The 25,652-nt window shown below is 71.6% G+C and carries 29 protein-coding genes; 12 read left to right on the top strand and 17 right to left on the bottom strand.

Going from position 1 to position 25,652, the window contains the following annotated elements; translation table 11 throughout:
- The first annotated feature begins 6 nt into the window (after positions 1-6).
- From purE to ACEZDE_RS09995, 5 genes are all read left to right on the top strand, one after another.
- A complete protein-coding gene (gene purE / locus ACEZDE_RS10015; protein WP_380534689.1) occupies positions 7-534 on the top strand; it encodes a 5-(carboxyamino)imidazole ribonucleotide mutase in 528 nt (175 codons plus the stop codon).
- Positions 535-539: 5 nt separating this feature from the next.
- The gene (locus ACEZDE_RS10010) at positions 540-1,769 is read left to right on the top strand and encodes a dipeptidase (RefSeq protein ID WP_380534686.1); all 1,230 of its coding nucleotides are present in this window, start codon (positions 540-542) and stop codon (positions 1,767-1,769) included.
- A gap of 121 nt (positions 1,770-1,890) precedes the next feature.
- Positions 1,891-3,543 carry an amidohydrolase gene (locus tag ACEZDE_RS10005; RefSeq protein ID WP_380534684.1) on the top strand — a complete coding sequence of 551 codons (1,653 nt, stop codon included), beginning with the start codon at positions 1,891-1,893 and terminating at the stop codon, positions 3,541-3,543.
- A gap of 105 nt (positions 3,544-3,648) precedes the next feature.
- The gene (locus ACEZDE_RS10000) at positions 3,649-4,254 is read left to right on the top strand and encodes an RNA polymerase sigma factor (protein WP_380534682.1); all 606 of its coding nucleotides are present in this window, start codon (positions 3,649-3,651) and stop codon (positions 4,252-4,254) included.
- Entirely contained in the window at positions 4,251-4,928 is a 678-nt protein-coding gene (locus tag ACEZDE_RS09995) for a hypothetical protein (protein WP_380534680.1), read from the top strand. The genes ACEZDE_RS10000 and ACEZDE_RS09995 overlap by 4 nt, the downstream gene beginning before the upstream one ends.
- 76 nt (positions 4,929-5,004) lie before the next feature.
- Here the strand turns inward: ACEZDE_RS09995 and ACEZDE_RS09990 are convergent, their stop codons facing one another.
- From ACEZDE_RS09990 to ACEZDE_RS09975, 4 genes are all read right to left on the bottom strand, one after another.
- A complete protein-coding gene (locus tag ACEZDE_RS09990; RefSeq protein ID WP_380534678.1) occupies positions 5,005-5,676 on the bottom strand; it encodes an ABC transporter in 672 nt (223 codons plus the stop codon).
- Positions 5,676-6,425 (bottom strand): ATP-binding cassette domain-containing protein, encoded by a 750-nt coding sequence (locus ACEZDE_RS09985; RefSeq protein ID WP_380534676.1) that lies wholly within the window; start codon positions 6,423-6,425, stop codon positions 5,676-5,678. Before ACEZDE_RS09985 ends, ACEZDE_RS09990 begins: the two co-directional genes overlap by 1 nt.
- A 62-nt stretch (positions 6,426-6,487) precedes the next feature.
- Positions 6,488-6,907 carry a CoA-binding protein gene (locus tag ACEZDE_RS09980; RefSeq protein ID WP_380534674.1) on the bottom strand — a complete coding sequence of 140 codons (420 nt, stop codon included), beginning with the start codon at positions 6,905-6,907 and terminating at the stop codon, positions 6,488-6,490.
- A gap of 25 nt (positions 6,908-6,932) precedes the next feature.
- Entirely contained in the window at positions 6,933-8,264 is a 1,332-nt protein-coding gene (locus tag ACEZDE_RS09975) for a UDP-glucose dehydrogenase family protein (protein WP_380534672.1), read from the bottom strand.
- A 170-nt stretch (positions 8,265-8,434) separates the two neighbouring features.
- Between ACEZDE_RS09975 and ACEZDE_RS09970 the strand changes: the two genes are divergently transcribed.
- The 5 genes from ACEZDE_RS09970 to ACEZDE_RS09950 all read left to right on the top strand — a co-directional run bounded on the left by ACEZDE_RS09970 (position 8,435) and on the right by ACEZDE_RS09950 (position 11,462).
- The gene (locus ACEZDE_RS09970) at positions 8,435-9,616 is read left to right on the top strand and encodes an acyl-CoA dehydrogenase family protein (protein WP_380534671.1); all 1,182 of its coding nucleotides are present in this window, start codon (positions 8,435-8,437) and stop codon (positions 9,614-9,616) included.
- A gap of 88 nt (positions 9,617-9,704) precedes the next feature.
- A complete protein-coding gene (locus ACEZDE_RS09965) occupies positions 9,705-10,124 on the top strand; it encodes a TIGR03668 family PPOX class F420-dependent oxidoreductase (protein WP_380534669.1) in 420 nt (139 codons plus the stop codon).
- Positions 10,125-10,184: 60 nt separating this feature from the next.
- Positions 10,185-10,955 (top strand): GntR family transcriptional regulator, encoded by a 771-nt coding sequence (locus ACEZDE_RS09960; RefSeq protein WP_380534667.1) that lies wholly within the window; start codon positions 10,185-10,187, stop codon positions 10,953-10,955.
- A 154-nt stretch (positions 10,956-11,109) separates the two neighbouring features.
- Positions 11,110-11,283 (top strand): hypothetical protein, encoded by a 174-nt coding sequence (locus ACEZDE_RS09955; RefSeq protein ID WP_380534665.1) that lies wholly within the window; start codon positions 11,110-11,112, stop codon positions 11,281-11,283.
- On the top strand, positions 11,280-11,462 hold the full coding sequence (locus ACEZDE_RS09950) for a hypothetical protein (protein ID WP_380534663.1): 183 nt from the start codon (positions 11,280-11,282) through the stop codon (positions 11,460-11,462). The genes ACEZDE_RS09955 and ACEZDE_RS09950 overlap by 4 nt, the downstream gene beginning before the upstream one ends.
- A 102-nt stretch (positions 11,463-11,564) precedes the next feature.
- On the opposite strand, the gene ACEZDE_RS09945 is transcribed toward ACEZDE_RS09950, so the two are convergent.
- From ACEZDE_RS09945 to ACEZDE_RS09900, 10 genes are all read right to left on the bottom strand, one after another.
- Positions 11,565-12,419 (bottom strand): hypothetical protein, encoded by an 855-nt coding sequence (locus ACEZDE_RS09945; protein ID WP_380534662.1) that lies wholly within the window; start codon positions 12,417-12,419, stop codon positions 11,565-11,567.
- Between the two features lie 208 nt (positions 12,420-12,627).
- Entirely contained in the window at positions 12,628-12,993 is a 366-nt protein-coding gene (locus tag ACEZDE_RS09940) for a peptidase inhibitor family I36 protein (protein WP_380534660.1), read from the bottom strand.
- A 228-nt stretch (positions 12,994-13,221) separates the two neighbouring features.
- Positions 13,222-13,422 (bottom strand): hypothetical protein, encoded by a 201-nt coding sequence (locus ACEZDE_RS09935; RefSeq protein WP_380534658.1) that lies wholly within the window; start codon positions 13,420-13,422, stop codon positions 13,222-13,224.
- A gap of 168 nt (positions 13,423-13,590) precedes the next feature.
- Positions 13,591-15,207 (bottom strand): aromatic amino acid lyase, encoded by a 1,617-nt coding sequence (locus tag ACEZDE_RS09930; RefSeq protein WP_380534657.1) that lies wholly within the window; start codon positions 15,205-15,207, stop codon positions 13,591-13,593.
- 215 nt (positions 15,208-15,422) lie between these two features.
- On the bottom strand, positions 15,423-15,746 hold the full coding sequence (locus ACEZDE_RS09925; RefSeq protein ID WP_380534655.1) for a DMT family transporter: 324 nt from the start codon (positions 15,744-15,746) through the stop codon (positions 15,423-15,425).
- A gap of 126 nt (positions 15,747-15,872) precedes the next feature.
- On the bottom strand, positions 15,873-16,700 hold the full coding sequence (locus tag ACEZDE_RS09920; RefSeq protein WP_380534653.1) for an HAD family hydrolase: 828 nt from the start codon (positions 16,698-16,700) through the stop codon (positions 15,873-15,875).
- Positions 16,697-17,866: an ABC transporter ATP-binding protein gene (locus ACEZDE_RS09915; protein ID WP_380534651.1), complete on the bottom strand. Its 1,170-nt coding sequence runs from the start codon at positions 17,864-17,866 to the stop codon at positions 16,697-16,699. Before ACEZDE_RS09915 ends, ACEZDE_RS09920 begins: the two co-directional genes overlap by 4 nt.
- 10 nt (positions 17,867-17,876) lie before the next feature.
- Complete coding sequence (locus tag ACEZDE_RS09910; RefSeq protein WP_380534648.1) at positions 17,877-18,809, bottom strand: ABC transporter permease; 933 nt, start codon at positions 18,807-18,809, stop codon at positions 17,877-17,879.
- Positions 18,797-19,651, bottom strand: a complete 855-nt coding sequence (locus ACEZDE_RS09905) for an ABC transporter permease (protein WP_380535119.1) — start codon at positions 19,649-19,651, stop codon at positions 18,797-18,799. Before ACEZDE_RS09905 ends, ACEZDE_RS09910 begins: the two co-directional genes overlap by 13 nt.
- Positions 19,652-19,710: 59 nt before the next feature.
- The gene (locus tag ACEZDE_RS09900) at positions 19,711-20,877 is read right to left on the bottom strand and encodes an ABC transporter substrate-binding protein (RefSeq protein WP_380534646.1); all 1,167 of its coding nucleotides are present in this window, start codon (positions 20,875-20,877) and stop codon (positions 19,711-19,713) included.
- A gap of 263 nt (positions 20,878-21,140) precedes the next feature.
- Here ACEZDE_RS09900 and ACEZDE_RS09895 point away from each other — a divergent pair, with 263 nt between their 5' ends.
- A complete protein-coding gene (locus ACEZDE_RS09895) occupies positions 21,141-21,878 on the top strand; it encodes a GntR family transcriptional regulator (protein WP_380534643.1) in 738 nt (245 codons plus the stop codon).
- A gap of 24 nt (positions 21,879-21,902) precedes the next feature.
- Here ACEZDE_RS09895 and ACEZDE_RS09890 read toward each other — a convergent pair whose 3' ends face one another.
- Together ACEZDE_RS09890 and ACEZDE_RS09885 are read right to left on the bottom strand one after the other, a co-directional pair.
- Entirely contained in the window at positions 21,903-23,042 is a 1,140-nt protein-coding gene (locus tag ACEZDE_RS09890; protein ID WP_380534641.1) for an LCP family protein, read from the bottom strand.
- A 108-nt stretch (positions 23,043-23,150) separates the two neighbouring features.
- Positions 23,151-23,519, bottom strand: a complete 369-nt coding sequence (locus ACEZDE_RS09885; RefSeq protein ID WP_380534639.1) for a VOC family protein — start codon at positions 23,517-23,519, stop codon at positions 23,151-23,153.
- A gap of 61 nt (positions 23,520-23,580) precedes the next feature.
- Here ACEZDE_RS09885 and ACEZDE_RS09880 point away from each other — a divergent pair, with 61 nt between their 5' ends.
- Complete coding sequence (locus tag ACEZDE_RS09880) at positions 23,581-24,039, top strand: MarR family winged helix-turn-helix transcriptional regulator (RefSeq protein ID WP_380534637.1); 459 nt, start codon at positions 23,581-23,583, stop codon at positions 24,037-24,039.
- Positions 24,040-24,084: 45 nt separating this feature from the next.
- Here the strand turns inward: ACEZDE_RS09880 and ACEZDE_RS09875 are convergent, their stop codons facing one another.
- Entirely contained in the window at positions 24,085-25,503 is a 1,419-nt protein-coding gene (locus ACEZDE_RS09875; RefSeq protein WP_380534635.1) for an LCP family protein, read from the bottom strand.
- Positions 25,504-25,652 lie beyond the last annotated feature (149 nt).

The raw sequence follows: 25,652 nt of genomic DNA, 5'->3' as shown, positions 1-25,652 counted from the left end.
GTGGGAATGCCTGAGCAGCCGTTGGTCGGCATCGTGATGGGATCGGACTCGGACTGGCCGGTGATGGAGGCCGCCGCCAAGGCCCTGGACGAGTTCGAGGTCGGCTATGAGGTCGACGTCCTCTCCGCGCACCGGATGCCGCGCGAGATGGTCGCGTACGGCGAGCAGGCCGCCGGGCGCGGCCTCAAGGCGATCATCGCGGGCGCGGGCGGCGCGGCCCACCTGCCCGGGATGCTGGCCTCGCTCACCACGCTGCCGGTCATCGGCGTCCCGGTGCCGCTGAAGTACCTGGACGGGATGGACTCGCTGATGTCCATCGTGCAGATGCCGGCCGGGGTGCCGGTCGCCACCGTCTCCATCGGCGGCGCGCGCAACGCCGGGCTGCTGGCGGTGCGTCAGCTGGCCGCGTTCGACCCCGACCTGGCCGAGAAGATGCGGGACTTCCAGCAGGAGCTGAACAACCAGGCCACCGACAAGGGCAAGAAGCTCCGCGCCAAGGTCGGCGGCGGCAACAGCTTCGGCTTCGGGGGCTGACCGCGATGACCACGACGACCGCCGACGAGGCACTGCTCGGCCGGGCCCGGACGCTGCTCGCCGAGCACCCGGTGGTGGACGGCCACAACGACCTGCCCTGGGCGCTGCGCGAGCAGGTCGGCTACGACCTGGACCAGCGCGACATCAGCACCGACCAGAGCGCCCACCTGCACACCGACCTGGCCCGGATGCGGGCCGGCAGCGTCGGCGCGCAGTTCTGGTCGGTCTACGTCCGCGCCGATTACGCCGGAGACAAGGCGGTCAGCGCCACCCTGGAGCAGATGGACTGCGTCCGCGCGCTGGCCGCCCGCTACCCGGAGCAGCTGCGGCTGGCGTTCACCGCCGACGACATGGAGACGGCCCGAGCCGAGGGCCGGATCGCCTCGCTGATGGGCGCCGAGGGCGGCCACTCCATCGGCTGCTCGCTGGCCGTGCTGCGCGGTCTGCACGCCCTGGGCGTCCGGTACATGACGCTCACTCACAACGACAACCTGCCCTGGGCCGACTCCGCGACCGACCTGCCGGTGGCGAAGGGGCTGACCCGCTTCGGCGAGGCGGTGGTCCGGGAGATGAACCGGATCGGCATGCTGGTCGACCTCTCCCACGTCTCCGCCGACACCATGCGGGACGCGCTCCGGGTCACCCGGGCGCCGGTGATCTTCTCGCACTCCTCGTCGCGTGCGGTCTGCGACCACCCGCGCAACATCCCGGACGACGTGCTGGAGCAGCTGGCGGTCAACGGTGGGGTGGCCATGGCGACCTTCGTCCCCAAGTTCATCCTCCCCGAGGCCATCGCCTGGACCAGGAGCGCCGACGCCAACATGGAGGCCAACGGCTTCCACGCGCTGGACACCACCCCGGCCGCGATGGTGGTGCAGCACGCCTTCGAGGCCGCGAACCCGCGCCCCCGGGCCAGCGCCGCCACCGTGGCCGACCACCTGGACCACATGCGCGAGGTCGCCGGGGTGGACCACATCGGCATCGGCGGCGACTACGACGGGACGGCGTTCACGCCGGACGGCCTGGAGGACGTCTCCGGCTACCCCAACCTGGTCGCCGAACTGCTCGGACGCGGCTGGTCCGAGACCGACCTCGGCAAGCTGACCTGGGGCAACGCGGTCCGGGTGCTGCGCGAGGCAGAGGGCGTGGCGGCGTCGCTCGCGGACGAGCCGCCGTCCGTCGCGACCATCGAGCAGCTCGACGGACCGGTCGCGCACGGCCCGCACGAGGACTGACCCGGTACCACCGCTGTTCCGCTGTGTTCGGCGGAACGGAGCGGAGGCCCGGCCCGGGTGCTTGTCCCCGAGCCGGGCCTCCGCTGCTTTTTCCCGTTCCTCTCTACTGCTTGGAGCCGCCATGACCGCCCCCGCCGACCTCGTCCTCACCGGCGGACCGGTCTTCACCGCCGACGGCGCCCGGAGCACGGCCGGTTCGGTGGCCGTCAGCGGCGAGCGGATCAGCGCGGTCGGGCACGACGAGGTCCGGGCCCTGATCGGCCCGAAGACCGAGGTGGTCGACCTGGCCGGGCGGCTGCTCGTCCCCGGCTTCCAGGACGCGCATGTGCACGCGGTCTTCGGCGGCATCGAGCTGGGCGCCTGCGACCTCACCGGCACCACCGACCTGGCCGAGTACCGGCGCCGCATCCGCGGCTACGCCGAGGCCAACCCGGACCGGGAGTGGATCACCGGTGGCGGCTGGTCGATGGAGAGCTTCCCCGGCGGCACCCCGACCCGGCAGCTGCTGGACGAGCTGGTCCCCGACCGTCCGGTCTTCCTGGTCAACCGGGACCACCACGGCGCCTGGGCGAACACCCGCGCGCTGGAACGCGCCGGGCTGACCGCGGGTACCCCCGACCCCGCCGACGGCCGGATCGAACGGGAGCCGGACGGCGCCCCCGGCGGCATGCTGCAGGAGGGCGCCGCCACCCTGGTCTCCCGCCACATCCCGACCACCACCCCGGCCGAGCGGCTGGCCGGGCTGCTCCGGGCGCAGCGCCTGCTGCACTCGCTCGGCATCACCGGCTGGCAGGACGCCATCCTCGGCGAGTTCAACGGCCAGGCCGACCCGAGCGACGCCTACCTCGCCGCCGCGACCGACGGCAGCCTCACCGCCCGGGTCAACGGCGCGCTGTGGTGGGACCGTTCGCGCGGCGCGGAGCAGATCCCGGAGCTGGTCGAGCGCCGGGCCCGGCTGCGCGCCGGACGGTTCCGGGCCGACTCGGTGAAGATCATGCAGGACGGCATCGCGGAGAACTTCACCGCCGCGATGATCAGCCCCTACCTGGACAGCTGCGGCTGCGCCACCGCCAACAGCGGCCTCAGCTTCGTCGACCCGGACGCGCTGCGGGACTACGTCACCGCGCTGGACGCGCTGGACTTCCAGGTCCACTTCCACGCGCTCGGCGACCGCGCGGTGCGGGAGGCGCTGGACGCGGTCGAGGCCGCCCGCACCGCCAACGGGCACCGCGACACCCGGCACCACCTGGCCCACCTCCAGGTGGTGCACCCGCAGGACGTCCCGCGGTTCCGCGCGCTGGGCGCGGTCGCCAACCTGCAGCCGCTGTGGGCCGCGCACGAGCCGCAGATGGACGAGCTGACCATCCCGTTCCTGGGCGGCGACGGCGCGGCCCGGCAGTACCCGTTCGCCGACCTGCTGCGCGCGGGGGCCACCCTCGCGGCGGGCAGCGACTGGCCGGTGAGCAGCCCGGACCCGATGCAGGGCATCCACACCGCGGTCAACCGCCGCGGCTACGGCGAGGACCCGGCGCAGGTCCCGGCGTTCCTGCCCGAGCAGCGGCTCGACCTGGGCACCGCGCTGGCCGCGTACACGGCGGGCTCGGCGCACGTGAACCACCACCACGGCACCGGCACCATCCAGGTCGGCGCGCTGGCCGACCTGGCGGTGCTGGACCGCGACCCGTTCGCTGGCCCGGCGGAGGAGATCGGCGCGACCGGGGTGGCCCTGACCTACGTGGGCGGCCGGCGGGTCTGGTCCGCCGAGGGGGCGTAGCGGGGGCCGGTGGGCTGTGGTGACGGGGGATGTAACGCTTCCGGGCGCGGCGACCAAGTAGAGATGTAAGGCACCACCCGCCCGACCTGCCCCAAGGAGCCATCCGTGCCAGCGGAGCATCCGACCGCACCACCCACCCGCGACCCCGCCGGGTTCGCCGCGTTCTACGAGCAGCAGTTCGACACCGTGCTCGGCTTCGTCGCCCGGCGCGTCGACAGCCCGCACCTGGCCGCCGACCTCACCGCGGACATCTTCGTGGCCGCGCTGGAGAACGCGGACACCTACGACGCCCGGCGCGGTGCGCCCGTCGCCTGGCTGTACGGCATATCCCGCAACGTCATCTCCGCGCACTTCCGCGGCAGCGCCCGCGAACTGCACGCGGTCGCCCGGATCACCGGCCGGCGGCTGCTGGACGACCAGGACGTCAGTGTCATCGAGGCCCGGATCGACGCCGCCCGTGCCGCCCGGCGAATGGCGGGCGCCCACGCCGCGCTGTCCGACCCGCTGCGCGAGGTGCTGGACCTGGTCGCCCTGGACGGGCTGACCGTCCGTGAGGCCGCACAGGCGCTGGGCATCAGCTCGACCTCCGCCCGGGTCCGGCTGCACCGCGCCCGCAAGGCCCTGCTCGGCGTCGAGCAGACCGAGTCCCAGACCGAGTCCCAGCCCCGCACCGGTCACCGCGAAGCCGCCGTTCTGGAGGTCACCCAGTGAATGCCCCCCTGCACTTCAAGCAGCAGCTCGCGGACGAGCTCAACGCCCGCGCCACCGTCCTGGCCAGCCCGGCCGCCTCGGCCGCACAGGGCGGCCGCCCCGCCCCGATCCGGGTCCCGCGCCGCCGGCTGACCCTCACCCTCGGCGCCGTCGCGGCAGCCGTCGCGGTGGCCGTCACCGTGCCGCTGACCGGGGGGACGCACGACAAGCAGGCTGCCGCCGGTTCGTCGGCCGCGCCGGGTCCGCTCCGCAGCGGAAGCGGGAACGGCATCGACATCGTCACCGCCGACTACGTGGTGAAGTCCGTCTCGGACGGCACCGTCGCGGTGAAGCTGATGAACCTCAAGGGCATCCCCGGGCTGCAGGCCGCTCTGCGCAAGGCGGGCATCCCGGCCGCGGTGATGGAGTTCTCGGACACCTGCCACGGCACGGTCGACACCGACGAGAGCGTCGACCCGATGAAGGTGTTCCCCCCGTCCGCCGACGGGCACTACACGCTGATCAGGCTCAGTGCCGTCCCGAAGGGGGAGCACCTGCTGATCATGGAGCTGATGACACCGGTCGGGGGGCTCCAGCCGAGTCAGCTGTCGGTGGTGCGCACGGTGCCGAGCTGCGTCCCGGCGTCCTACAACGACATCGGCGCGGGCTACGTCGCCCCGGGGACCAACCCGTAGCCGCAGGGCAGGCATCCCGGGCAGGCCTTCCGGGTCGGGCGTCCCGGGTAGGAGTCCCGGGTGCGCGTAGCGGCGGCTAGTCCGGCAGGCCGCGTTCCGCCGCCCGCAGGGCCACTGCCCAACCGGCTGCCAGCAGCAGCACCGCGCCGAGCAGCGGCAGGGCCGGGAAGGTGGTGGCCGCGTCGGCGGAGTCGGAGGTGAAGGCGTCCCTGATGGCGCTGTTGACCGGCGACCCCGGGGCCACCAGCAGCGCCAGCGAGACCCCGGCCAGGCTGAGCACCGCAGTGGCCGGCCGGTTCAGCAGCGGCGGCGCGCAGACCGCGCCGAGCGCGGTGCCGACCAGCAGCCCGATCAGGATCGCGGTGCCGCCGTCGCGGGCGATGGCCACCAGCGGCGGGTGCGCCACGCCCTGCGGCGGGCTGCTGAGCACCCACTCGAACACCCCGGCGACCATGGCCAGCACCGCGCCGACGATCAGCGCGGTGCACAGCGCCGCGAGGTGGGCCCGGCGCGGACCGCAGGTCGCGGCCACGCAGGCGCGGGCCGGGCCCGGCTCGCCGGTGAGCACGGTACGGGTGATCCAGCCGGTGCAGGGGAGCAGCATCGCGGCGCACCAGCCGAGCGAGTCGCCGTACTGCTGGCCGCCGAACTGCCCGGCGACGATCAGGAAGGCGAACAGCAGCACCGGCGGCAGCCAGCGCTGGGAGCGCAGCAGCAGGGCGAGTTGATAGCGGATCAGTTGGGGCATCAGGTCAGCGCCTCGGTCTGCTCGATCCGGACCCGCGGGTCGTTCCGCAGTTCGCTCAGCAGCGCGGCGTCCGCGGTGAGGGTGATCCGCACGGTGGTGGTCGTGGCCGTGGTGCTGGCAGCCGACTTTGACGGTGCGTCAGTCGCGGTGACACTTCCGTCGCCGACCTGCCAGCGCAGCGTCGGGCGGTCGGCCAGCCGCCCGGGGTCGTGGTCGACGAAGAGGACGGTGCCGCCCTGCGCCAGCCGCTCGTCCACGGCGGCGTCCAACTCGGCCCGGCTCGCCTGGTCCAGGCCGGTCCAGGCCTCGTCCAGGACCAGCAGTTCCGGTTCGCCAAGGAGGGCCTGCGCCACCGCGACCTTCTGGCAGGTGCCCTTGGACAGCTCGGCCAGCGGGGTCCGGGCGAAGGCTGCCGCGCCGAAGCGGTCCAGCAGCGCGTCGGCCCGGCGGGCGGGCTCGGCGCCGCGCAGGCCGTGGATCCGGCCGAGGTGGCAGAGGTAGTCGTGCGCGGTGAACGGCAGTGCGGCCGGGAACCGTTCCGGCACGTACGCCCGGCGCGCGGGCTGGTCCCTGACGCTGCCGCGGGTGGGCGTGCGGACGCCGGCGACCAGCCGCAGCAGGGTGGACTTGCCGCCGCCGTTGCCGCCCTGGGCCCGGATCAGCTGCCCGGTCGGGACGTCCAGATCCACCCCGTACAGCACCCATGGGTCACGGAGCCCGTAGCGCAGGGCGATGCCGTCGAGTCGCATGGGGCCCAGCGTAGAAGACGGCGCGAGGACGTACCGGGGTGACCCGGTTACCCGGGCAACGGCTACCCGGCCAGGCGGGGGATCTCGATCGCCGGGCAGCGGTCCATCACCATGGCGAGGCCGGCGGCGCGGGTGCGCTCGTACGCCGCCTCGTCGATCACGCCGAGCTGGAACCAGACCGCCCGCGCGCCGATCGCGACCGCCTGGTCGGCGACCTCTCCGGCCAGGTCGCTGCGGACGAAGACGTCCACCACGTCGACCGGGAACGGCACGTCGGCGAGGGTGGCGTAGCCCTGCTCGCCGTGCACCGTCTCGGCCTTCGGGTGCACCGGCACCACCCGCTTGCCGAACCGCTGCAGTACCCGGGCCACCCCGTACGCGGCGCGGGAGGTGTTGTTGGACAGCCCGACCACGGCCCAGGTCGAACCGGTCCCGGTCAGGATCTCGCGGACGGCGGCAGCGTCGTCGCTGTGGTCGGTCATCGGGTACGCACTCCCTTTTGCTCCCTCAGCTGGGACGGCCCAGCGCGCGGTAGGTCCAGCCCGCGTCGCGCCAGCGCTGCGGGTCGAGGACGTTGCGGCCGTCCAGGATGCTGCGCTCGGCCACGGCCCGGCCCAGCACGGCCGGGTCCATCTCGCGGAACTCCTGCCACTCGGTCAGGTGCAGCACCACATGCGCGCCGCTGACGGCGTCCAGCGCGGAGTCGGCGAAGGACAGGGCCGGGAACATCTTCCTGGCGTTGTCCATGGCCTTCGGGTCGTAGACGGTGACCTGCGCGCCCTGCAGCTGGATCTGCCCGGCGACGTTCAGCGCGGGCGAGTCGCGGACGTCGTCCGAGTTCGGCTTGAAGGCCGCGCCCAGCACGGCCACCCGGCGGCCGAGGAAGCCGCCGCCGCACTGCTCGCGGGCCAGCTCGACCATCCGGCCGCGGCGGCGCATGTTGATGTTGTCGACCTCGCGGAGGAAGGTCAGCGCCTGGTCCGCGCCCAGCTCCCCGGCGCGGGCCATGAAGGCCCGGATGTCCTTGGGCAGGCAGCCGCCGCCGAAGCCGAGCCCGGCGTTGAGGAACTTGCCGCCGATCCGCTCGTCGAAGGCCAGCGCGGCGGAGAGCTGCACCACGTCCGCGCCGGAGGCCTCGCAGACCTCGGCCATGGCGTTGATGAAGGAGATCTTGGTGGCCAGGAATGAGTTCGCGGCCGTCTTCACCAGCTCGGCGGTCGGGAAGTCGGTGACCACGAACGGCGTGCCCTGGTCGATCAGCGGCTGGTAGAGCGCGCGCAGCGTCTCCTCCGCCTCGGCGCTGCGGACGCCGACCACCAGCCGGTCCGGGTGCAGGGTGTCGTCGACGGCGTAGCCCTCGCGCAGGAACTCCGGGTTCCAGGCGACCTCGGCGGCCGACCCGATCGGGGCGTTCTCGGCCAGCCGGACCGCCAGCCGCTCGGCGCTGCCGACCGGGACGGTGGACTTGCCGACCACCAGCGTGCGCCGGTGCAGGTGCGGCGCCAGCAGGTCGAACGCCGACTCCACGTAACTCATGTCACAGGCGAACTCGCCGCGCCGCTGAGGTGTGTTGGTGCAGATGAAGTGGACGTCGCCGAACTCGCCGACCTCCTCCCAGGAGGTGGTGAAGCGCAGCCGCCCGGTCGAGCCCTCGACCCCGGCGACGTGCTTGCGCAGCAGCTCCTCCAGGCCCGGCTCGTACATCGGGACCCGGCCGGAGGCGAGGGTGGCGACCCGCTCGGGGAGGATGTCGAGGCCCAGGACCTCGTATCCGAGCTCGGCCATGCAGGCAGCATGGGTGGTTCCCAGATAGCCGGTGCCGATGACGGTGATCTTCACGGCGTGGTCGTCCTTCCGCCGGGTGGGTGTGGAGCAGGCCGGACCTGGAGATCCTACCCAGTGGCGGCGGGGGCTGTAGCGCACGTCACGCCCGACGCCGGGGGCCGGAAGCCCTAGAATCTCCTGAGGGCCAGATGTTACTTAACGGTAGATAACTTGGGGTGAGGCGCATGGCGTCCAATGGTTCGGCTGGTTCGGCCGGCGCGGCGGACTTCGATCTGTTTCGGATCTCCGAGGAGCACGAGATGCTCCGGGACGCGGTGCGTTCCCTGGCGGAGGCGAAGATCGCCCCGTTCGCGGCCGAGGTGGACGAGCAGGCGCGTTTCCCGCAGGAGGCGTTGGACGCGCTGACCGCGAACGACCTGCACGCGGTGCACGTACCCGAGGAGTTCGGCGGCGCGGGCGCGGACGCGCTGGCGACGGTGATCGTGATCGAGGAGGTGGCGCGGGTCTGCGCCTCGTCCTCGCTGATCCCGGCGGTCAACAAGCTCGGCTCGCTGCCGGTGATCCTGTCCGGGGACGAGGCGCTGAAGCAGAAGTACCTGCCGCGGCTGGCGGCGGGGGAGGGCATGTTCTCCTACTGCCTGTCCGAGCCGGACGCCGGTTCCGACGCGGCCGGGATGAAGACCCGCGCGGTGCGCGACGGCGACTCCTGGGTGCTGAACGGGGTCAAGCGCTGGATCACCAACGCGGGCGTCTCCGAGTTCTACACGGTGATGGCGGTCACCGACCCGGAGAAGCGCAGCAAGGGCATCTCCGCGTTCGTGGTGGAGAAGGACGACGCGGGCGTCACCTTCGGCGCCCCGGAGAAGAAGCTCGGCATCAAGGGCTCGCCGACCCGCGAGGTCTACCTGGACAACGTCCGCATCCCGGCCGACCGGATCATCGGCGCCGAGGGCACCGGCTTCGCCACGGCGATGAAGACCCTGGACCACACCCGGATCACCATCGCCGCCCAGGCGCTGGGGATCGCCCAGGGCGCGCTGGACTACGCGGCCGGGTACGTGAAGGAGCGCAAGCAGTTCGGCAAGGCCATCGCGGAGTTCCAGGGCATCCAGTTCATGCTGGCCGACATGGCCATGAAGCTGGAGGCCGCCCGCCAGCTCACCTACGCCGCCGCGGCCCGCTCCCAGCGCGGCGACGGCGACCTGACCTTCTTCGGCGCCGCGGCGAAGTGCTTCGCCTCGGACGCGGCGATGGAGATCACCACCGACGCAGTCCAACTCCTCGGCGGCTACGGCTACACCCGCGACTACCCGCTGGAGCGGATGATGCGCGACGCCAAGATCACCCAGATCTACGAGGGAACGAACCAGGTCCAGCGCATCGTCATGGCCCGCAACCTGCCGTAAATCATCGCCGGCCGGCTCAGAGCACCGGGAAGCCCCCGCTCGGCCCTGTGCCGAACGGGGGCACTCCGTCGCACGGTACCGTCGGGCCATGAGGCTCGAACCTGCGGAGTGCCGTGCCCGTCTGCTGGCCGCCCGCGTGTCCCGGTTGGCCACCGTCTCCGGTACCGGCGAGCCGCACATGGTGCCGATCACCTTTGCCCTGGACGGCGACCACCTGTACTTCGCCGTCGACCACAAGCCGAAGGCCTCGACCGATCTGCGGCGGCTGCGGAACATCACCGAGAACCCCAGGGTGTCGGTGCTGGTCGATCATTACGCCGACGACTGGGAAACCCTCTGGTGGGCCCGAGCTGACGGCCTGGCGGAGATCTGGCACGACGGTCGGAGCCGCGAGGATGCGCTTGACCTACTCGCCGCGAAGTACCCGCAGTACGCCGCCCAGCGCCCGTCCGGCCCGGTCGTGGCCATCACCCTGCAGCAGATGACGGGTTGGTCCTATACCGGGTGACTGTCGGGTCCCTGTCGTACGCTTGCTTGGATACGCAAGCGGAGGTAGGTAGCTGTGCCCATGAGCGCCCGAGAGACGCCGATCTTCCGGCAGATCGCCGAGGCGCTGAGGTCCGCGATCTTGGCGGGCGAGTTGACGCCCGGCCAGCAACTGCCGTCCGAGAACGACCTCAAGGACCGCTATGGCACCACGCGGGTGACGGTCCGGAAGGCGATCGCGCTCCTCAAGGCTGACGGCCTGCTGGTGAGCCAACAAGGCAAGGGCGTGTTCGTCCGGCCTCGACCTTCCGTGCAGATGCTGACGACCGGGGCGAACTTCCGGCTGCGCCGGTACACCGGCGACCCGAACTACAACGCCGAGGCGGCGGCGCAAGGCAAGACGGCCGAACAGCAGCTGCTTGCCGTGGAGACGGTGCCCGCACCACCGGATATCGCTGAGAGGTTCGGTGTCGCCGAGGGGACTCCGGTGATTGTGCGGCGTCTGAGGTTCGTGGTCGACGGCGAGCCGATGCAGCTGGTGAACGGGCACTACCTGGCCTCCCGGTTCGAGGGGACCGAGGTGGCGGAGATGCGGCGGGTGCGCGGTGGCGTGAGCCGGCTGATCGAAGACCCGGAGGGTCCGGTCCGTCAGCGCATCGTGCAGTTCGTGGAGGATCTGGAGATCCGGATGCCGACCCCGGAGGAGTCGCAGGTGCTGGCGATCCCGCCGGGCGTGCCGTTGGCGCGGGTGTTCCGGACGGGGCACGTCGCGTCCGGTGAGGTGGTGGAGGTGCTGGACTCTCGGGTGCCGTGCGACCGCCACGTCTTCCGGTACGTGATCGACATCCCCTGAACGGTGATGGGGCGTCAGCAGGGTTCTACGGGTCCCCTTTTCACGCTCTGCCTACTTGTATATCCAAGCAACGATGACCTATCGTGGCGGCAACGACAGCTTGGATATACAAGTAGGCAGAGGTGCCATGTCCACGATTGCCACCACGGTGCCAATGGCACCCTCCGCTGCGCCCCGACCGGACTGTGACTACTGCGACGAGCCGAGCACGGCGATGCGGGTGCGTCTGGACCGCGCCGACCCGGCTGCGCGCCGGGTCGCGATTGACCATGACGACTGCTACGCGCGGTTCCTGGGCGACATCGAGGCCCATGGCGGCCGGACGTGATCGAGATCCAGCCGCCCACGGGCGCGACCAAGGCCGGATACTGCGGCGGCTGCGACAAGTGGACGCCGAAGGCGCGGGTGGTGGCGGAGGTCCACGGCGACACCGGGGCCGGCGGCACCGTGCTTCGCTGCGCCGACTGCGACGCCGCGGCCGCGGCCCGAGCCCGCCGCCGACGATGAGGTCCAGCACATCGTTATGGCCCGCAACCTGCCGTGGTGGCGCAGCCCCGCCGGAATGATGAACCGGCGGGGGCCTCGTTTCTCGACTGCTGGGCTGGACGGCTATCCGCTGGTGGCGCCGGACGGTGTGAGGGCGCCGGCGGTTTGTAGGACCTGGGTGGCGGAGTGGAGTTCTGCGGCGATTCCCGACTTGATGACCGCCATGCTCTTGCCTGCGGCTGCGATCTTCTTGGTCTGCAGGGCGACGTCCGCTCCGTACCAGGTGGCGATGACGTCGGCCTGCTGCTTGCAGAGGGCGTCCGTGCGGGCCACGGTTTTTTCCAGGGCCGTCGGGGCGGGAGTGGTGAACTTGGGATCGTTCATGGCGTCGAGCGGCGCGGCATAGGTGAAGCCGTGCTGCTTCATGCAGGCGGACCATTTACTGAACGCGCTTTTGACGCCGGCTTCGGCGGCTGACTGCTGGAAGCTCTGCAGGTCGATGCTGGAGGCCATGGGTGCGTCTCCGGCTGTCCCGCCGGCGGTGAGCAGGGTGTGCCGCGCCTGTCCGAGGCAGCCCCCGGGCGGGACCTTGTCCCCGTTGGGGAGGACGATCTGCTTGGCCGGGGCGGTGGTGCTGCCGTCCGCGTTCGCCAACTGGCCGCCGAGTATGGCCGGTTCCTCGGCCTTGCTGAATTCTGGCTGCTCGGGCGCCGGGCCGCGCGAGGCGGGCAGGTGGTATCCGTTCTCGGCTGCTTCGCCGGGCGATGTGACGCCGTAGCGGTGGTAGCCGCGGCCCGGGTCGTCCGCGGGGCTCACGACGGTTATTTTCGGCGTCTTGTAGGAGAACCCGAGCGACCGCAGGCAGGTGCCGACGAGCACCAGTTCCGCGCCGTTGACGAGGCTCTCCTGGTGCCTGCCGAGCAGGTACCCCTCGATGGGCAGGACCAGACGGGGCTCCGCCTCGGGGGACGTCGCCATCGAGGTTTCCGTCGGTGCGGCGGTCCGGGGGGCCGGTCCGGGCCGGCTTGAGCACGAGACGGTGACGGCCGCAAGGGTGAGCGTCAGCAGGAGGGGGACCAGACGTTTCTTGTGGTGCATTGCCGTTCCTTGCGCTGCCGGAGCAGATGAAGTCCCCGCCGAGTTTCTCCTCTCGGCGGGGACGGTGAACTTCAGAATTCTCTCGGGGCTAGAATTCCTGGAACCACTTGATGGAGGCGTCCTCGTTCTTGAGGCTGGAATTGAGGTTGCCCTGCATTCCGGCGTCGAACGTCTGGTACACGCCACCGTAGTTGGAGTTGTAGTAGATCCGGAAGCCCTGGGTGTTCGACCAGTTCTGGGCCGAGGCGGTGTTGTTCTTCACCGGCTGCGCGTCACCGGCGGAGTCGACTGTCCCGTTGTAGGTCTTCCAGGCGTAGAAGCGCTCACCCTGCAGGTTGGGGACGTCTCCGGGGTAGGTCCACCGGGCGCCGCCGAAGCCCGAGTTGTAGTACAGGCAGGCGTCGCCGGTCAGGCAGTCGACGCCGCCGACCGAGGCGAAGGCCGTCCCCGACATGCCCAGAACCGTTGCCCCGGCCAGTACTGCCGCAACGGCTATTCTCTTCACATTCACAGTGGCTACTTTCCATTCTGACGGACATCGAAAGCCGATGTCGCCCTCCGGTCAGTCTACGGACTTCCGAAGAGGCTGATCAAATCGTCAAGATGTCCCGAATCGGGAAAGTCGAGCGGAATGTCTGACTGCTGCGTATGCCAATGTGCCCGGTCTTTGGCGGTATTGGGCTCAGTCGTCCCGGTCATCCGGTTCGGGGTCGACCTCGGGCTCGCGGGCCTCGGTCTCGGCTCCGGCCTCGGCTTCGGGGGGCTGGGACACGGGCCCGGTGGTGGGGCGGATGTGGCCGAGCTTCAGGACGCGGCCGACGACGGGGCCCAGGAGGAAAGCGATCGCGAACCAGATCGCGATGGCCACCAGTACGACCAGCACGACTCGCACGGCATCCCTGTATCTCGTGGTAGCGGAATGGGCACGCTCTGTGCTGGCCCGGGTCCATCATCCTGCTGGAATATGTCACTCCGCCGGTCATTCGGGTATCAAAGGGGCGAAGCGAGGGGGTGAACGATCCGCGCATTCTCCGGTCGTGCGCCCCCCGCGTCAGGTAATGCGCCCCAGGAGCGCTGCCGCCGCCTCCACGTCCGGGGTGAGGTCGCGGTCGGCGAGGTCGGGATTGAGGACGGCAGCCGCGTCGCGCTGGAAGCGGCCCAGGACGGTGCCGGAGTCCAGCACCGTGCCGCGCATCCGCAGGGCGCGGGTCGCGGCGACCAGCTCGCAGGCGAGGATCAGGCGCAGCAGGGGGAGGCTCTCCAGCAGGTGTCGGGCACCGGTCGCGGCGAAGCTGGCGTGTTCCTCCACGCCGCGCGAGAGCACGGTGTGACCGAGGGTCACCGGCTGTGCCAGGCCGCGCAGTTCGGCCAGGGCGGAGGCTGCCGCGTACTCGGTGATCATGATGCCGCTGCTGCCGTCCTCGTCCTCGGCCAGGAACGGCGGCAGGTTGGTGAAGACCGGCGAGGCCAGTACCCCGAACCGGGCGGTGGACAGTTGTGCGGTGCCGAGCAGGGCCAGTCGCAGGTGGTCGGTCGACAGCGCCAACGAGGCCTGGTGGAAGCCGCCGTGGTGGTGGTAGTCGGCAGGCTCCTCCAAGGAGAGCAGCGGGTTCTCGGCGGCGCTGTTGAGCTCGATCGCGAGGACCTGGCCCAGCGCGTCCGCCGCGTCCAGCGCCGCGCCGTGCACCTGCGGGAGGCAGCGGAAGCCGAACGGGTCCTGGATCAGGGCGGGTTGCCAGCCGATCGGTTCCAGCAGCTCCCGCATCCGGGCCGCGAGCGTGGTCGCGCCGGCGTGCGGGCGCAGGGCGTGCACCGGGGCGGCGAAGGGCTCGGTGGAGCCGTGCACCGCGGCCAGCGAGAGTGCGGCGATCAGTGGGACTGAATCGAGGAGGCGGCTCAAGTCGTGGTGTGAGAGCGCAGATTGAGCGATGGTCAGGGCGCTGCTGGACATCAGCGGTAGCGCGTCCCAGCGGTCCAGGGTGAGCGGGGCGGGGGTCGGGCCGGTGCCGGTGGCCTCGCGCCAGGGCTGCTCTCCGGCCAGGGCCAGGCCGAGTTCGGCGAGGGCGGAGAGGTCCGCGGTCCCGACCGAGCCGTAGCCGTGGACGGTGGGGACGTGCCCGGAGCGGAGCACGTCGGCGAGCCGGTCGACGACCTCGGGGTTGATCGCCGAACCGGCCCTGAGCAGCTGGTTCAGCCGGACGGCGAGCATCGCGCGGGTCTGCTCGACCGGGACCAGCGGGCCGATGCCGCCGCTGTGGCTGCGGAGCAGGCGCATGCCGTGTCCGTCGGCGGCCTGGTCGGAGACCTCGGTGGTGCGGTTGGCGCCGACGCCGGTGGTGAGGCCGTACACCTGGCGCTTGGTGACGATCTGTTCGGCGACGGTGCGGGCCTGGAACAGGCGCGCGCGGGCGGCGGGGGCGACCTCCGGGGTCGCCGTACGCCGGGCGAGGGCGGATACCCCGGCCGGGGTGAGCGAGAGGCCGTCCAGGAGGAGCGGCAGGGCGGACGGAGCGGATGGGACGCAGGGAGCGGCGGAGGGGGCGCGGGGGGTGGGGAAGGGCTGCGAGGTGGGAAGCGAAGCGGGGAGTGACGCGGCGGGTGACGCGGGAGGCGAGGTGAAGGTGGCGTCGGGGCCGAACGGCGGTGTGGCGGCAGGCGGTTGGGTCACGGGTGCGGGGCGCCTTCCTGCGGGGAGGAGGAGGCGGGCGTGGTTTCTCCGGTGACGGTTCCCGGGGCGGGGGCGGCCCCGGGCCGCAGGAGCGCCCGCGAGCCGCGACTCGGCCCTGGCCGCATCGTACTGATGCCCGCAAGCGGCTGACCAGGCCAGGAAACCCGCCACGGTCGCCGCGCCACGGTCAACGCGCCGCGTTCAGTGCGCCGCGTTCAGTGCGAGGAGCCGCCCAGGTTGAGGGCGATGACGCCGGCGATGATCAGGGCGATCCCGCACAGCTTCCAGCTGTTGATGCTCTCGCCGAGGAAGCTGAAGCCGATCGCGGCGACCACCGCCGTGCCGATGCCGGACCAGATCGCGTACGCCGTGCTCACCGGGATGTGCTTCAACGCCTGGGCCAGGAAGACGAAGGAGAGCCCGTACCCCGCAATCACGACCAGGCTGGGCAGCAGCCGGGTGAAGCCCTCGGAGAACTTGAGCGAGACGGTGGCGCAGATCTCGCTGCTGATGGCGATCGCGAGGAACAGGTAGGGCATGGGTGGGCGCGCCTTCGGGTCGGTGGGCAGGGGCGGGGGGAGGACGGGTGGGCCGCGACGGGATGAGCAGCTGACGGTGCCGCCGAGCACCCGCCTGTGCGGCGACGGCGCCGCCGGGGCGTCCGCCTATGCTCTCCCGGCCGCCGCCAGCCTCCGCAGCAGGGCCAGGTCCGCGTCCAGCAGGCTGTGGATCACGGTCCGCCGTCGGCCTGCCTGGACCGGGGTCGCGGACGGGACGGCCAGCACCGCGCAGCCCGCCGCCTCGGCGGAGGCGATGCCGGTGGGGGTGTCCTCCACGGCGACGCAGCGGGCCGGGTCGACGTCGAGCGCCGCCGCGGCGGCGAGGTACGGGTCCGGCTCGGGCTTGGTCCGCGGGGTCTCCCCGGCGGCGACGGTCACCGCGAAGCGGTGCCGGCCGAGTGCGTCCAGGACGATGTCGACCACGTGCCGGGGCGAGGCGGAGACCAGCGCGGCGGCGACGCCCGCGGCGGACAGTTCGTCCAGCAGGGTGAGCGCGCCGGGCAGCGGCACCACCCTGGCCCGGACCAGGTCGGCGAAGCGGTGCTCCAACGCGGCGCGGAGCCGGGGCAGCGAGGGCGGGGGGCTGACGTCGGCCGGGTCGGCGTTGCCAACTGTCTTGGTGCTGCTGCTGGTTGTGGTTTCAACCGAACTGGCGTCGACCGCACCGGCCTCGGCCGTTCCCGCCGCCGCCAGTCGGTCGTGCAGGTGGTCTGCGGTGTCCTCGGCGGCGCGGCCGAGGATGAAGGGCTGGTCGTCCGGGCCGAGCGGCAGGCCGAGCAGCGCGGCCTCGGCCGCCACCGCCTGCTGCCAGAGTCCTTCGGTGTCGACCAGGGTGCCGTCCATGTCGAACAGGACGGCCTGGAGCGCGCCGGAGGACCCCGTGCCGGAGAGGTCGATGGAGGTGGTGGGAGTGAACGGGTGCGGAAGGGTCACGGGCGTGCGTCCACCAGCACCGGGCGCTCGGACAGGCCCACGGTGACGCCGGTGCCCGCCGGGAGCGCCGCCGCCTCGTGCGTGGACAGGTCGACCTTGACCGTCCTACCGTCCGTGAGCTGCACCGCGAGCCGGGTGAACGCACCCATAAAGGTGCTGCCGACGACCACGGCACCGCCCCCGCCCTGCGCCGTGAGCTGCACGTTCTCCGGTCGGACCAGGACCTCGACGTCCTGGTTCGGGCCGGTCCGCGCGCCATCCACCGGCAGTCTGCGGCCGAGTACCTCCACCGTCGCCGGGTCGTCGCCGACCCGTCCGGCGATCCGGTTCATGGTGCCGACGAACTCGGCGACAAACGCCGTCGACGGGCGCGCGTACAGCTCCGCCGGCGTGGCGCACTGCTCAAGCCGCCCGGCGTGCATCACCGCGACCCGGTCGGCCATGGACAGCGCCTCTTCCTGATCGTGCGTCACAAACAGCGTGGTGATCCCGAGTTCCTTCTGCAGTCGGCTGATCTCGTCCCGCAGGTTCAGCCGGACCTTGGCGTCCAGCGCGGACAGCGGCTCGTCCAGCAGCAGCACCCGCGGGCGCAGCGCCAGCGCGCGGGCCAGCGCGATCCGCTGCTGCTGGCCGCCGGAGAGCTGGTGCGGGTAGCGGTCGCCGTACTGCGGCAGGCCGACCAGCTCCAGCAACTCGTCGGCGCGGGACCGCCGTTCGGCGCCCTTGGCGCCCCGCATCCGCAGCCCGAAGGCGACGTTGTCGCGGGCGTTGAGGTGCGGGAACAGGCTGTACGACTGGAACACCATGCCGGCGTCGCGGCGGTGGGCCGGAATGCCGGTGATGTCCTTGCCGTCGACCAGCACCGCACCCGCGTCCGGGGTCTCGAAGCCGGCGACCATCCGCAGCGCGGTGGTCTTGCCGCAGCCGGACGGGCCGAGCAGGGCGAGCAGTTCGCCGGGCTGGACGGTGAGGTCGAGCCCGTCCAGCGCGGTGGTCGCGCCGTAGCTGCGACGCAGCCCGCGGAACTCGACGGTGGCGCTCTGGTCGGCAGCACCGGATCCAGTGCCGGAACCAGCGCCGGACAGGACGGAAGCCGCACCGGCATCGGCAGCGGCCGGGTCAGCGGCGGGTACGGGGGTCGCGGCGACGGGGGCCGTTTCGGTCATCGGGGGCTCCCTAAGCAGTGGTCGGGGTCGAGGCCTTGCGGCGGCGGTTGCCGCCGGCCGACAGGACGAGCAGCAGCAGCCAGGTGAGCACCAGGCTGACGATCGAGACGGCGACGGTGACATCGCCCTGGCCCGCGGCGTTGCCGTTGACGATCCAGACCGAGAACGGCTGGAAGCCGAGGATCGAGGAGACCGTGAACTCGCCCAGCACCAGCGCCAGGGTGAGGAACGCGGTGTTCAGCAGCGCGCCGCGGAGGTTCGGCAGGATCACCGTGATGATGGCGCGGGTCCGCCCCGCCCCGTTGTTCTGGGCGGCTTCGAGCAGGGTGCGCACGTCCAGTGCCCGCATGCCCGCGTCCAGGGTGCGGTAGGCCAGCGGCAGGGCCATCACCACGTAGGCGAGCAGCAGGATCACCGGGAAGCTGGGGTTCTGGATGTCGACCAGCAGTTGGAACAGCGTGGATCCCACCGCGAGGTGGTTGCTGCCCCAGCTCAGCACGCTGGTGATGCCCGCGGTGAAGGCGATGGCCGGGACCACCAGCGGCAGGGTGCAGGCCAGTTCGACCACGGTGCGCAGCCGCTGGCTGCCGAGCCGGACCGCGACGACCGCGGGGACCAGCAGCAGGTAGACCACGGCGATGGTGGCCACCGCGAGCTCCAGCGACAGCTGCAGGGCTGGCCAGAGGCCGTCGACCTTGAAGATCTGGCTGTAGGCGTGCAGCGTGAAGCCGTGCACCGGGTCGTCCACGGTGAACAGGAACGAGGCCAGCACCGGCACGACGAAGTACACGCCGCAGAGCAGCAGGATCGCCGCCCGCCCGAAGCGCGGACGGTCGGAGCGCGGACGGCCCGCATGCGGACGGCCCGAGCGCGGACGGCCCGAGCGGAGGCGGCTGCGCGGAGGGGCGTCCTCCGCGTCCGGGCGTGAGATCAGACCAGCCATCGGGCGCTCCGGCGTTGCAGGGGCAGGTACACGAGCATCACCAGCACGGCGATGACCACCATGTCCAGGCTCATCGCCAGCGCGACGTTCCCGGCGTCGGCGGAGACGTTGCCGTTCAGCGCGTTGGCGATCTGCAGGGTGATCAGCGGGACGGACGCGCCGACCATCGCCGCCGCGGTCGCGTACGCGGCGAAGGCGGTGCCGAACAGCAGCACGAATCCGCCGAGCAGCGACGGTGCGAGCACCGGCAGCGCGACATAGCGCCAGTACTTCCACAGCGTCGCGCCGTTGTTCTGTGCCGCCTCGCGCCACTGGCGGCGCAGCCCGTCCAGGGAGGGGAGCACGCTGAGCACCATCAGCGGGATGAGGAAGTACAGGTACACCAGGTTGAGGCCCCAGAAGGTGTAGAGGCTCCAGCCCGCGGACTTCAGGTGGAAGTGCGTGGTGACCCCCCCGGCGTTGCCGAGGGTGGCGATGAAGGCGAACGCCAGCGGCACGCCGCCGAAGTTGGCGAGCACGCCGGAGGCGCTGAGCACGGCGTGCCGCAGCGCCTGGAACCGGGAGGTGGCGACCGCCTGTGCGAGCAGCAGCCCGACCACCGTGGAGATCAGCGCGGACACCGCGGACAGCTTGACGCTGCCGAGCAGGGCGGTCAGGTAGCCGCCCTGGAGCGAGGCGGTGATGTTCCCCGTGGTGTAGGAGCTGGGGGCGCCGGGGGTGTTGGTGGTGAACGCGCCGTAGGCCATGGCGACGGCCGGCACGCCGAATCCCACGACGACGAAGACGAGCAGCGGGGCGACGGCGAGGCGCCCCGCCGCCGCACGGCGCAGCGAGCTGCGCAGCGGGCGGCGACGGGGACGGTCGTCCTCGGTCGCGTCGGGGGCAACCAGGTCGACGGTGCTCACCCGGCGATGGCCTTGGACCAGTTGGCGGCCAGCAGGGCCTTGGCCTTGGTGGTCTGGTCGTCGGTGGGGAAGGTCGGGGTGCCGGTGACCGTCGGCAGCGCGGCGGCGGCCGTGGTGTCCAGGGTGCCCGCGGACTTCATCGCGTCCATCTCGACCGGGCGGGCGAAGCCGCCGAGGAAGAGGTTCTGGCCCTCGGTGCTGTAGAGGTACTCCTCCCACAGCCGGGCGGCGGCCGGGTGCGGCGCCCACTTGTTGATGGCCTGGTTGTAGTAGTTGGCGTACTCGCCGTCGGTCGGGACGTTGACCTGCCAGTTGATGCCCTTGGACTTGAACTCGGCGGAGTAGCCGGCGTTCAGGTAGTCCCAGTCGATGGTGATCGGGGTCTCGCCCGACTCGACCGTGCTCTGCTTGGCCTGGACCGGGTTGAAGTTGCCCAGCTTCTTCAGCTTGGCGAAGAAGTCCAGGCCGGGCTGGATGTTGTCGAAGCTGCCGCCGTTGGCGAGCGCCGCGGCGTAGACGCCGGCGAAGGCCGCGCCGGCCTGGGTCGGGTCGCCGTTGAGCGCGACCATGCCCTTGTACTCCGGCTTGAGCAGGTCGGCGAAGGTCTTCGGGCAGTCCTTGACCTTGCTCTCGTTGCAGCCGATGGAGATGTAGCCGCCGTAGTCGAAGGTCCAGGCGCCGTCGGTGGCGGCCTGGCCGGCCGGGATCGAGGAGAAGGTGGCGACCTTGTACGGGGCGAACAGGCCGTCCTTGGCGCCGCTGAGCGCGAAGGCGCCGCCGAGGTCCATCACGTCGGGGGCGCGGCCCTGGCCCTTGCGGGTGGTGACCGCGTTGATCTCGTCCTGGCTGGAACCCTCGGGGTTCTCGTCGTTGATCTTGATGCCGTACTTCTTGGTGAAGCCGTCCATGATCGCGCCGTAGTTGGCCCAGTCGCGGGGGAGGGTTATCGCGTTCAGCGTGCCCTCCTTCTTCGCCGCCGCGACCAGGGCGTCCATCCCGCCGAAGTCGGCGGCGGAGGTCGCGGTCGCGGCACTCTTGCCGCCGCCCGAAGCGCCGCCGGCGGCGGGCTTCGTCGAGCTGGAGGAACCACAGGCGCTGAGCGTGAGCGCTGCGGCCACCAGGCAGCCGGTGAGGGCGGCGGCCCGAGCGGGGAAGGGGGTCACGGTATCTCCTGACGAGGCGTCTGCATGCGGAACTTGTTTGGACAAGCTGATGACAGTACGCCCGAGGATGGTGAAGGGAAGATGAACACAGCACGTCCGACCGCGCTCTTTTCGCCGTCGTTATCGTGCGTGTTCACCGGGGATTTCGCGGGCATGCCAGGTAACGGTACGATCACGCGGCTGCCGCGGGTCGGATCCGCCGCACCCGCACCGCCGATGCCCACTGTGCACAACCCATCCCCTGTCACATGGAGGTTCCCACCGTGTCCGCACGCCATGAGGAGATCGCCGACGCGCTGCGCCGGGCCATCGACCGCGGCGAGTACCCGGTCGGCGGGACGCTGCCCACCGAGAGCGACCTCGCCGCCAGGTACGAGGTCTCCCGGGGGACGGTCCGTCAGGCCGTGGCCGCCCTCACCTCGGAGGGCCGGATCGGCTCCCGGCAGGGGGCCCGCCGGGTGGTCCTCGGCAACCGGCGCAGCCAGAGCTTCGCCGAGCTGCGCAGCTTCGCCCAGTGGGCCCGCGCGATGGGCCGCACCGCCACCGGCCGGGTGGTCGAGCAGCACCGCCGCCCGGCCACCGCCGACGACGTCGAGCGGCTGCTGATCGAGCCGGGGACCGAGGTGCTGCAGGTGCTCCGGGTGCGCGGCCTGGACGGCGAACCGGTGCTGGTCGAGCGGAACGTCTACCCGCCGTGGGTGGCCGGGGCGGTCGAGGGGCTGCCGCCGGAGTGCGAGTCCGTGGTCCAGGCGCTCTACGACGAGATCGGGATCATCTTCGCCTACGGCGAGCACACCATCGACGCGGTCGGCGCCGGGACCCAGGACGCCGACCTGCTCGGCATCCGCCGCGGAGGCCCGCTGCTGCGCATCCGCCGGACCACCACGACCCACGCCGGCCGTCCGATCGAGTGGTCCGACGACCGCTACCGCTCGGGCTCGGTGAGCTTCGCGGTGGCCAACTCGATCGGCTCCAACCCGCTGGCCCGGCACGTGGGGTGACGCAAGGTCAGAATTAGGCGACCCTCAGTTTCCGCTGCTTGTGGTGCCGGAGGGGTTGGTCGGGACGGTGACCGGGCGGTCCTCCTGGATCTCCGAGAACAGGGTGGCGGAGCCGGTCGGCGACCACAGCACCGCCGACTGGCCGCTGGGCGTGGTGTAGTCCTGCGTCGCCAGCGGCACCGTCACGGTCTTCCCGCCGGAGCCGCTGACCCGGTACATCTGCTGCCCGAACTGCCCCAGCGTCCACAGCCCGGTGCCCTGGTCCACGGTCAGCGACTCCAGGCAGGCGCTGAGGAAGGGGTAGAAGGTGAACGGGTTCAGCCAGGTGCGGGACGCCACTGCCCGGCTCGCCAGCGCCTGCAGGAACTGCTGCTGGTTCTGGATCCGGCTCAGGTCGGAGTCCGGCAGCGAGTAGCGGGTGCGCACCAGTTGCAGCGACTGGGTGCCGTTCAGGGTGTGGCAGCCGGCCGGCAGGTCCGCCCCCGACTTGCTGTCGACCACGGGTCCGGCCAGGCAGATCGGCACCCCGCCGAGCGCGTTCACGATGTTCACCACTCCGGTGAAGCCCACCTCGGTGTAGTGGTCCAGGTGGATCCCGGTGTCCTGCTCCACGGTCCGCGCCAGCAGCTGCGGCCCGCCGGACGCGTAGGCGGCGTTGATCTTGTCCTTGGACTGGCCGTGCTCGACGCCCTTGCTGTCGGTCCAGGCCGGGATGGTGACGTAGGAGTCGCGCGGGATGCTCATCAGCACCGGGCCGTTGCGGCCCTTGTGCAGCACCATCAGGGTGTCGGTGTTGGTCCCGCTGTCCGAGCCGACGTGCAGGGACCGCTGCTGCTGCGGGGTCAGTCCGGCCCGGCTGTCCGAGCCGACGATCAGCCAGTTGGTGCCGGGCCCGTTCGCCGGGCGACCGCTGTACTGGGTGATCGCGGCGACCTTGTTGAGCTTGCCGTTCGCCCAGACGTAGGTCGCCACCCCCGCCGCGAGCAGCAGCACCAGCAGCAGGACCAGCGCCAGCAGCGCGATCCGCCACCAGCGCCGCCGCCGTCCGGGCCGCCGCGCGGCCCGCCGTCCCGCGCGCTGCCCCTCCGGCGGCACCCCGCCGAGCACCTCGGCCTGGTGGCGGGGTGACAGCTCGGGCGGCAGCGGCTCCTCGGGGCTGGTCATCCCCCCAGCCTGAGCGGCGGAGGCCCGCCACCGGCGGTGCCACCACGGCGCACCGCCCAGGCGCCACCCGTACGCCGCAGCGCCGGGCCGGAGCCGCGGGCCGGAGGCTCAGCCGCGGTCGTGGAGGGTGATGTGGTAGCCGTCGGGGTCGGCGAAGGTGAAGGTCCGGCCGAAGGGGCCGTCGACCGGTGCGGAGACGATGGTGTGACCGCCCGCGACGAGGGCGTCGTGGATGGCCTGGACGTCGGTGGCGTGGAGCCAGATCGCCGCACCGACGCCGGGGCGGCCGACGGATCCGAGGTCGGTGCCGGGGACGATGTCGCGGAGTGCGAACGCGATCGGCTTGGTCTCGAAGACGACGGCGTGCGGAGGCCCGGTCGGCGAGCGGACCAGGCCGAGGTACTGCTCGTAGAACGCCTGTGCGGCGTCGAGGTCGCGGGTCTGCAGCGAGATGAAGTCGGGGCCGGTGGCGGGCATGGTGGTACTCCTTCTCTCCGTGTCAGATTCCTGACACGGACCAGTATGTCAGAATACTGACATGAGTCAAAATGGCGCGGGCGTCGACCTGGACAAATCACTGGGCTACCTGTTGAAAGAGGCTTCGAGCGCCCTGCGCGCAGCGATGGAGGAGGTGCTGCGGCCGCTGGGGATGAGCGTGACGCACTACTCCTGCCTGGAGCTGCTGGCTCAGCGGCCCGGCCTGTCGAACTCCGAGCTCGCGCGTGGCGCGTTCGTGACCCGGCAGTCGATGAACGTGCTGCTCCAGACCCTGGAGCGAGAGGGCTATGTGACCCGGCCGGAGCAGGCGCCGGTCGGGAAGGTCCTTCCCGCACGGCTCACCGCCAGCGGCCGGCGGAGCCTCGGGAAGGCGACCGCGGCGGTCCGGTCCGTCGAGGTCAGAATGCTGGCCGGGCTGACCGAGGCCGAGCAGGCGGGCGCGTTCCGGATCCTGCAGAGCATGGTCCGTTCCCTGCGCGACGCCGACGACGGCGCTTAGCAGACCGATCCCGACGGAACGGACAGCGCCGTGCGTCCCGCCCGCTCAGTGGGAGAAGGACGGAACGGCGGTGTCGTTCTTGAAGGCGTTGAAGACCTGGGTGGCCTCGGTCATGTTCCACTTCACCGCGTCACCGGCCGGGGTGGAGTAGTTCGGGTCGGCGATCGGCACGGTGATGGTCTTGCCCTTGCCGCTCTGGACGTCCTTCATGGCGAAGAACATCGAGGCCAGGTCGGTCAGCCCGACGTTGTTGTCCACGGTCAGCAGCGACAGCCCGCTGTCCAGGGTGGGGTAGAGCACGAACGGGTTCAGCAGCGTCCCCATCGAGGTGGCCTTGTGCGACAGCGCCGCGAGGAACTGCTGCTGGTGCTGCATCCGGGCCAGGTCCTGGGTGGCCTCCTGGTGCCGCTCGCGGACGAAGGCCAGCGACTGGGTGCCGTTCAGGGTCTGGCAGCCCGCCTTGAGGTTCGCGCCGGAGGCCTTGTCGACGATCGGCTTGGGCAGGCACATGTGGATGCCGCCCAGGTCGTCGACCACGCTGACGAAGCCGGAGAAGCCGATCTCGGCGTAGTGGTCGATCCGCAGCCCGGTGTTGAACTCGATGGTCTTCACCAGCAGCGGGCCGTCGCCGTAGGCGTAGGCGGCGTTGATCTTGTTCTTGGACTGGCTGTGCTTGATGCCCTTGCTGTCGGTCCAGGCCGGGATGGTGACGTAGGAGTCACGCGGGATGCTCATCAGCGTGTTCCCGTTGGAACCGGTGTGCAGGATCATCATCGAGTCGGTGCGCGCGCCGGTGTCGTAGCCGGTGTGCAGTGCCTGCTGCTGGGCCTTGGACAGGCCCTGGCGGCTGTCCGAGCCGATGATCAGCCAGTTGGTGCCCTTGCCTGCCGCCGGGCGGCCGGGGTAGTCGGCCAGCACATTGGAGTGGTTGAGCTTGGAGTCGGCCCAGAAGTAGGTGCCCACGCTGACCACCAGCAGGGTCAGCACCAGCGCGAACAGGGTGAACCGGACCTTCCGCCGCCGCGACCAGCCGCGGCGCTGACCGCCGCCCCCGCCCGCGCCCCCGCCGGGACCGCGCTTGCCGGGCCCGCGCGGGTCCAGCTCGGGCGGCAGGCCGCCGGAGCCGGACTGCCGCTCGTGGACGGTCGGGTTGAGCCCGTCCGGACGGCCGTATCCCTGGCCCTGCTGCCGGCCCTGGGCCGGGGCGGACTGCTGCGGCGGGACCTGGCGGCCCCGCTGCGGGGCCGGTCCCCGTCCGCCGGGCCCGCGCGGGTTCAGCTCGGGCGGCAGCGGCGGCTCGGCCCTGTTGTACGCCGAGCCCTGGAACTCACCCTCCGAGGGCACCTGCGGCAGGCCCCGGTAGGCCCCGCCGCGCTGCTCGGGCCGGGTGGTACGGGTCTCCCAGCCGCTGATGTCCGGGCCGCCGTCGGCCGACCCCTCGTTCCACCCGCTGCGCGTCGTCATGGAAACGAGGATGCCCTGACCGCGCCCTCCGCAGGGGCGTCAAGCGGTCATTCTGGACACCTGTAGCAGTTTTGATGCACGCCGGTGAACGCTCCGTGGCACCGCCACAGCGCACCGTGGGCACCGCCACAGCGCTCCGTGCAGCGGAG

Source organism: Streptacidiphilus cavernicola (genome assembly GCF_042510955.1).
GTDB classification, from domain to species: domain Bacteria; phylum Actinomycetota; class Actinomycetes; order Streptomycetales; family Streptomycetaceae; genus Streptacidiphilus; species Streptacidiphilus cavernicola.
The sequence above is the reverse complement of the archived record's forward strand: the minus strand, read 5'-3'. Positions and strand labels throughout refer to the sequence as shown.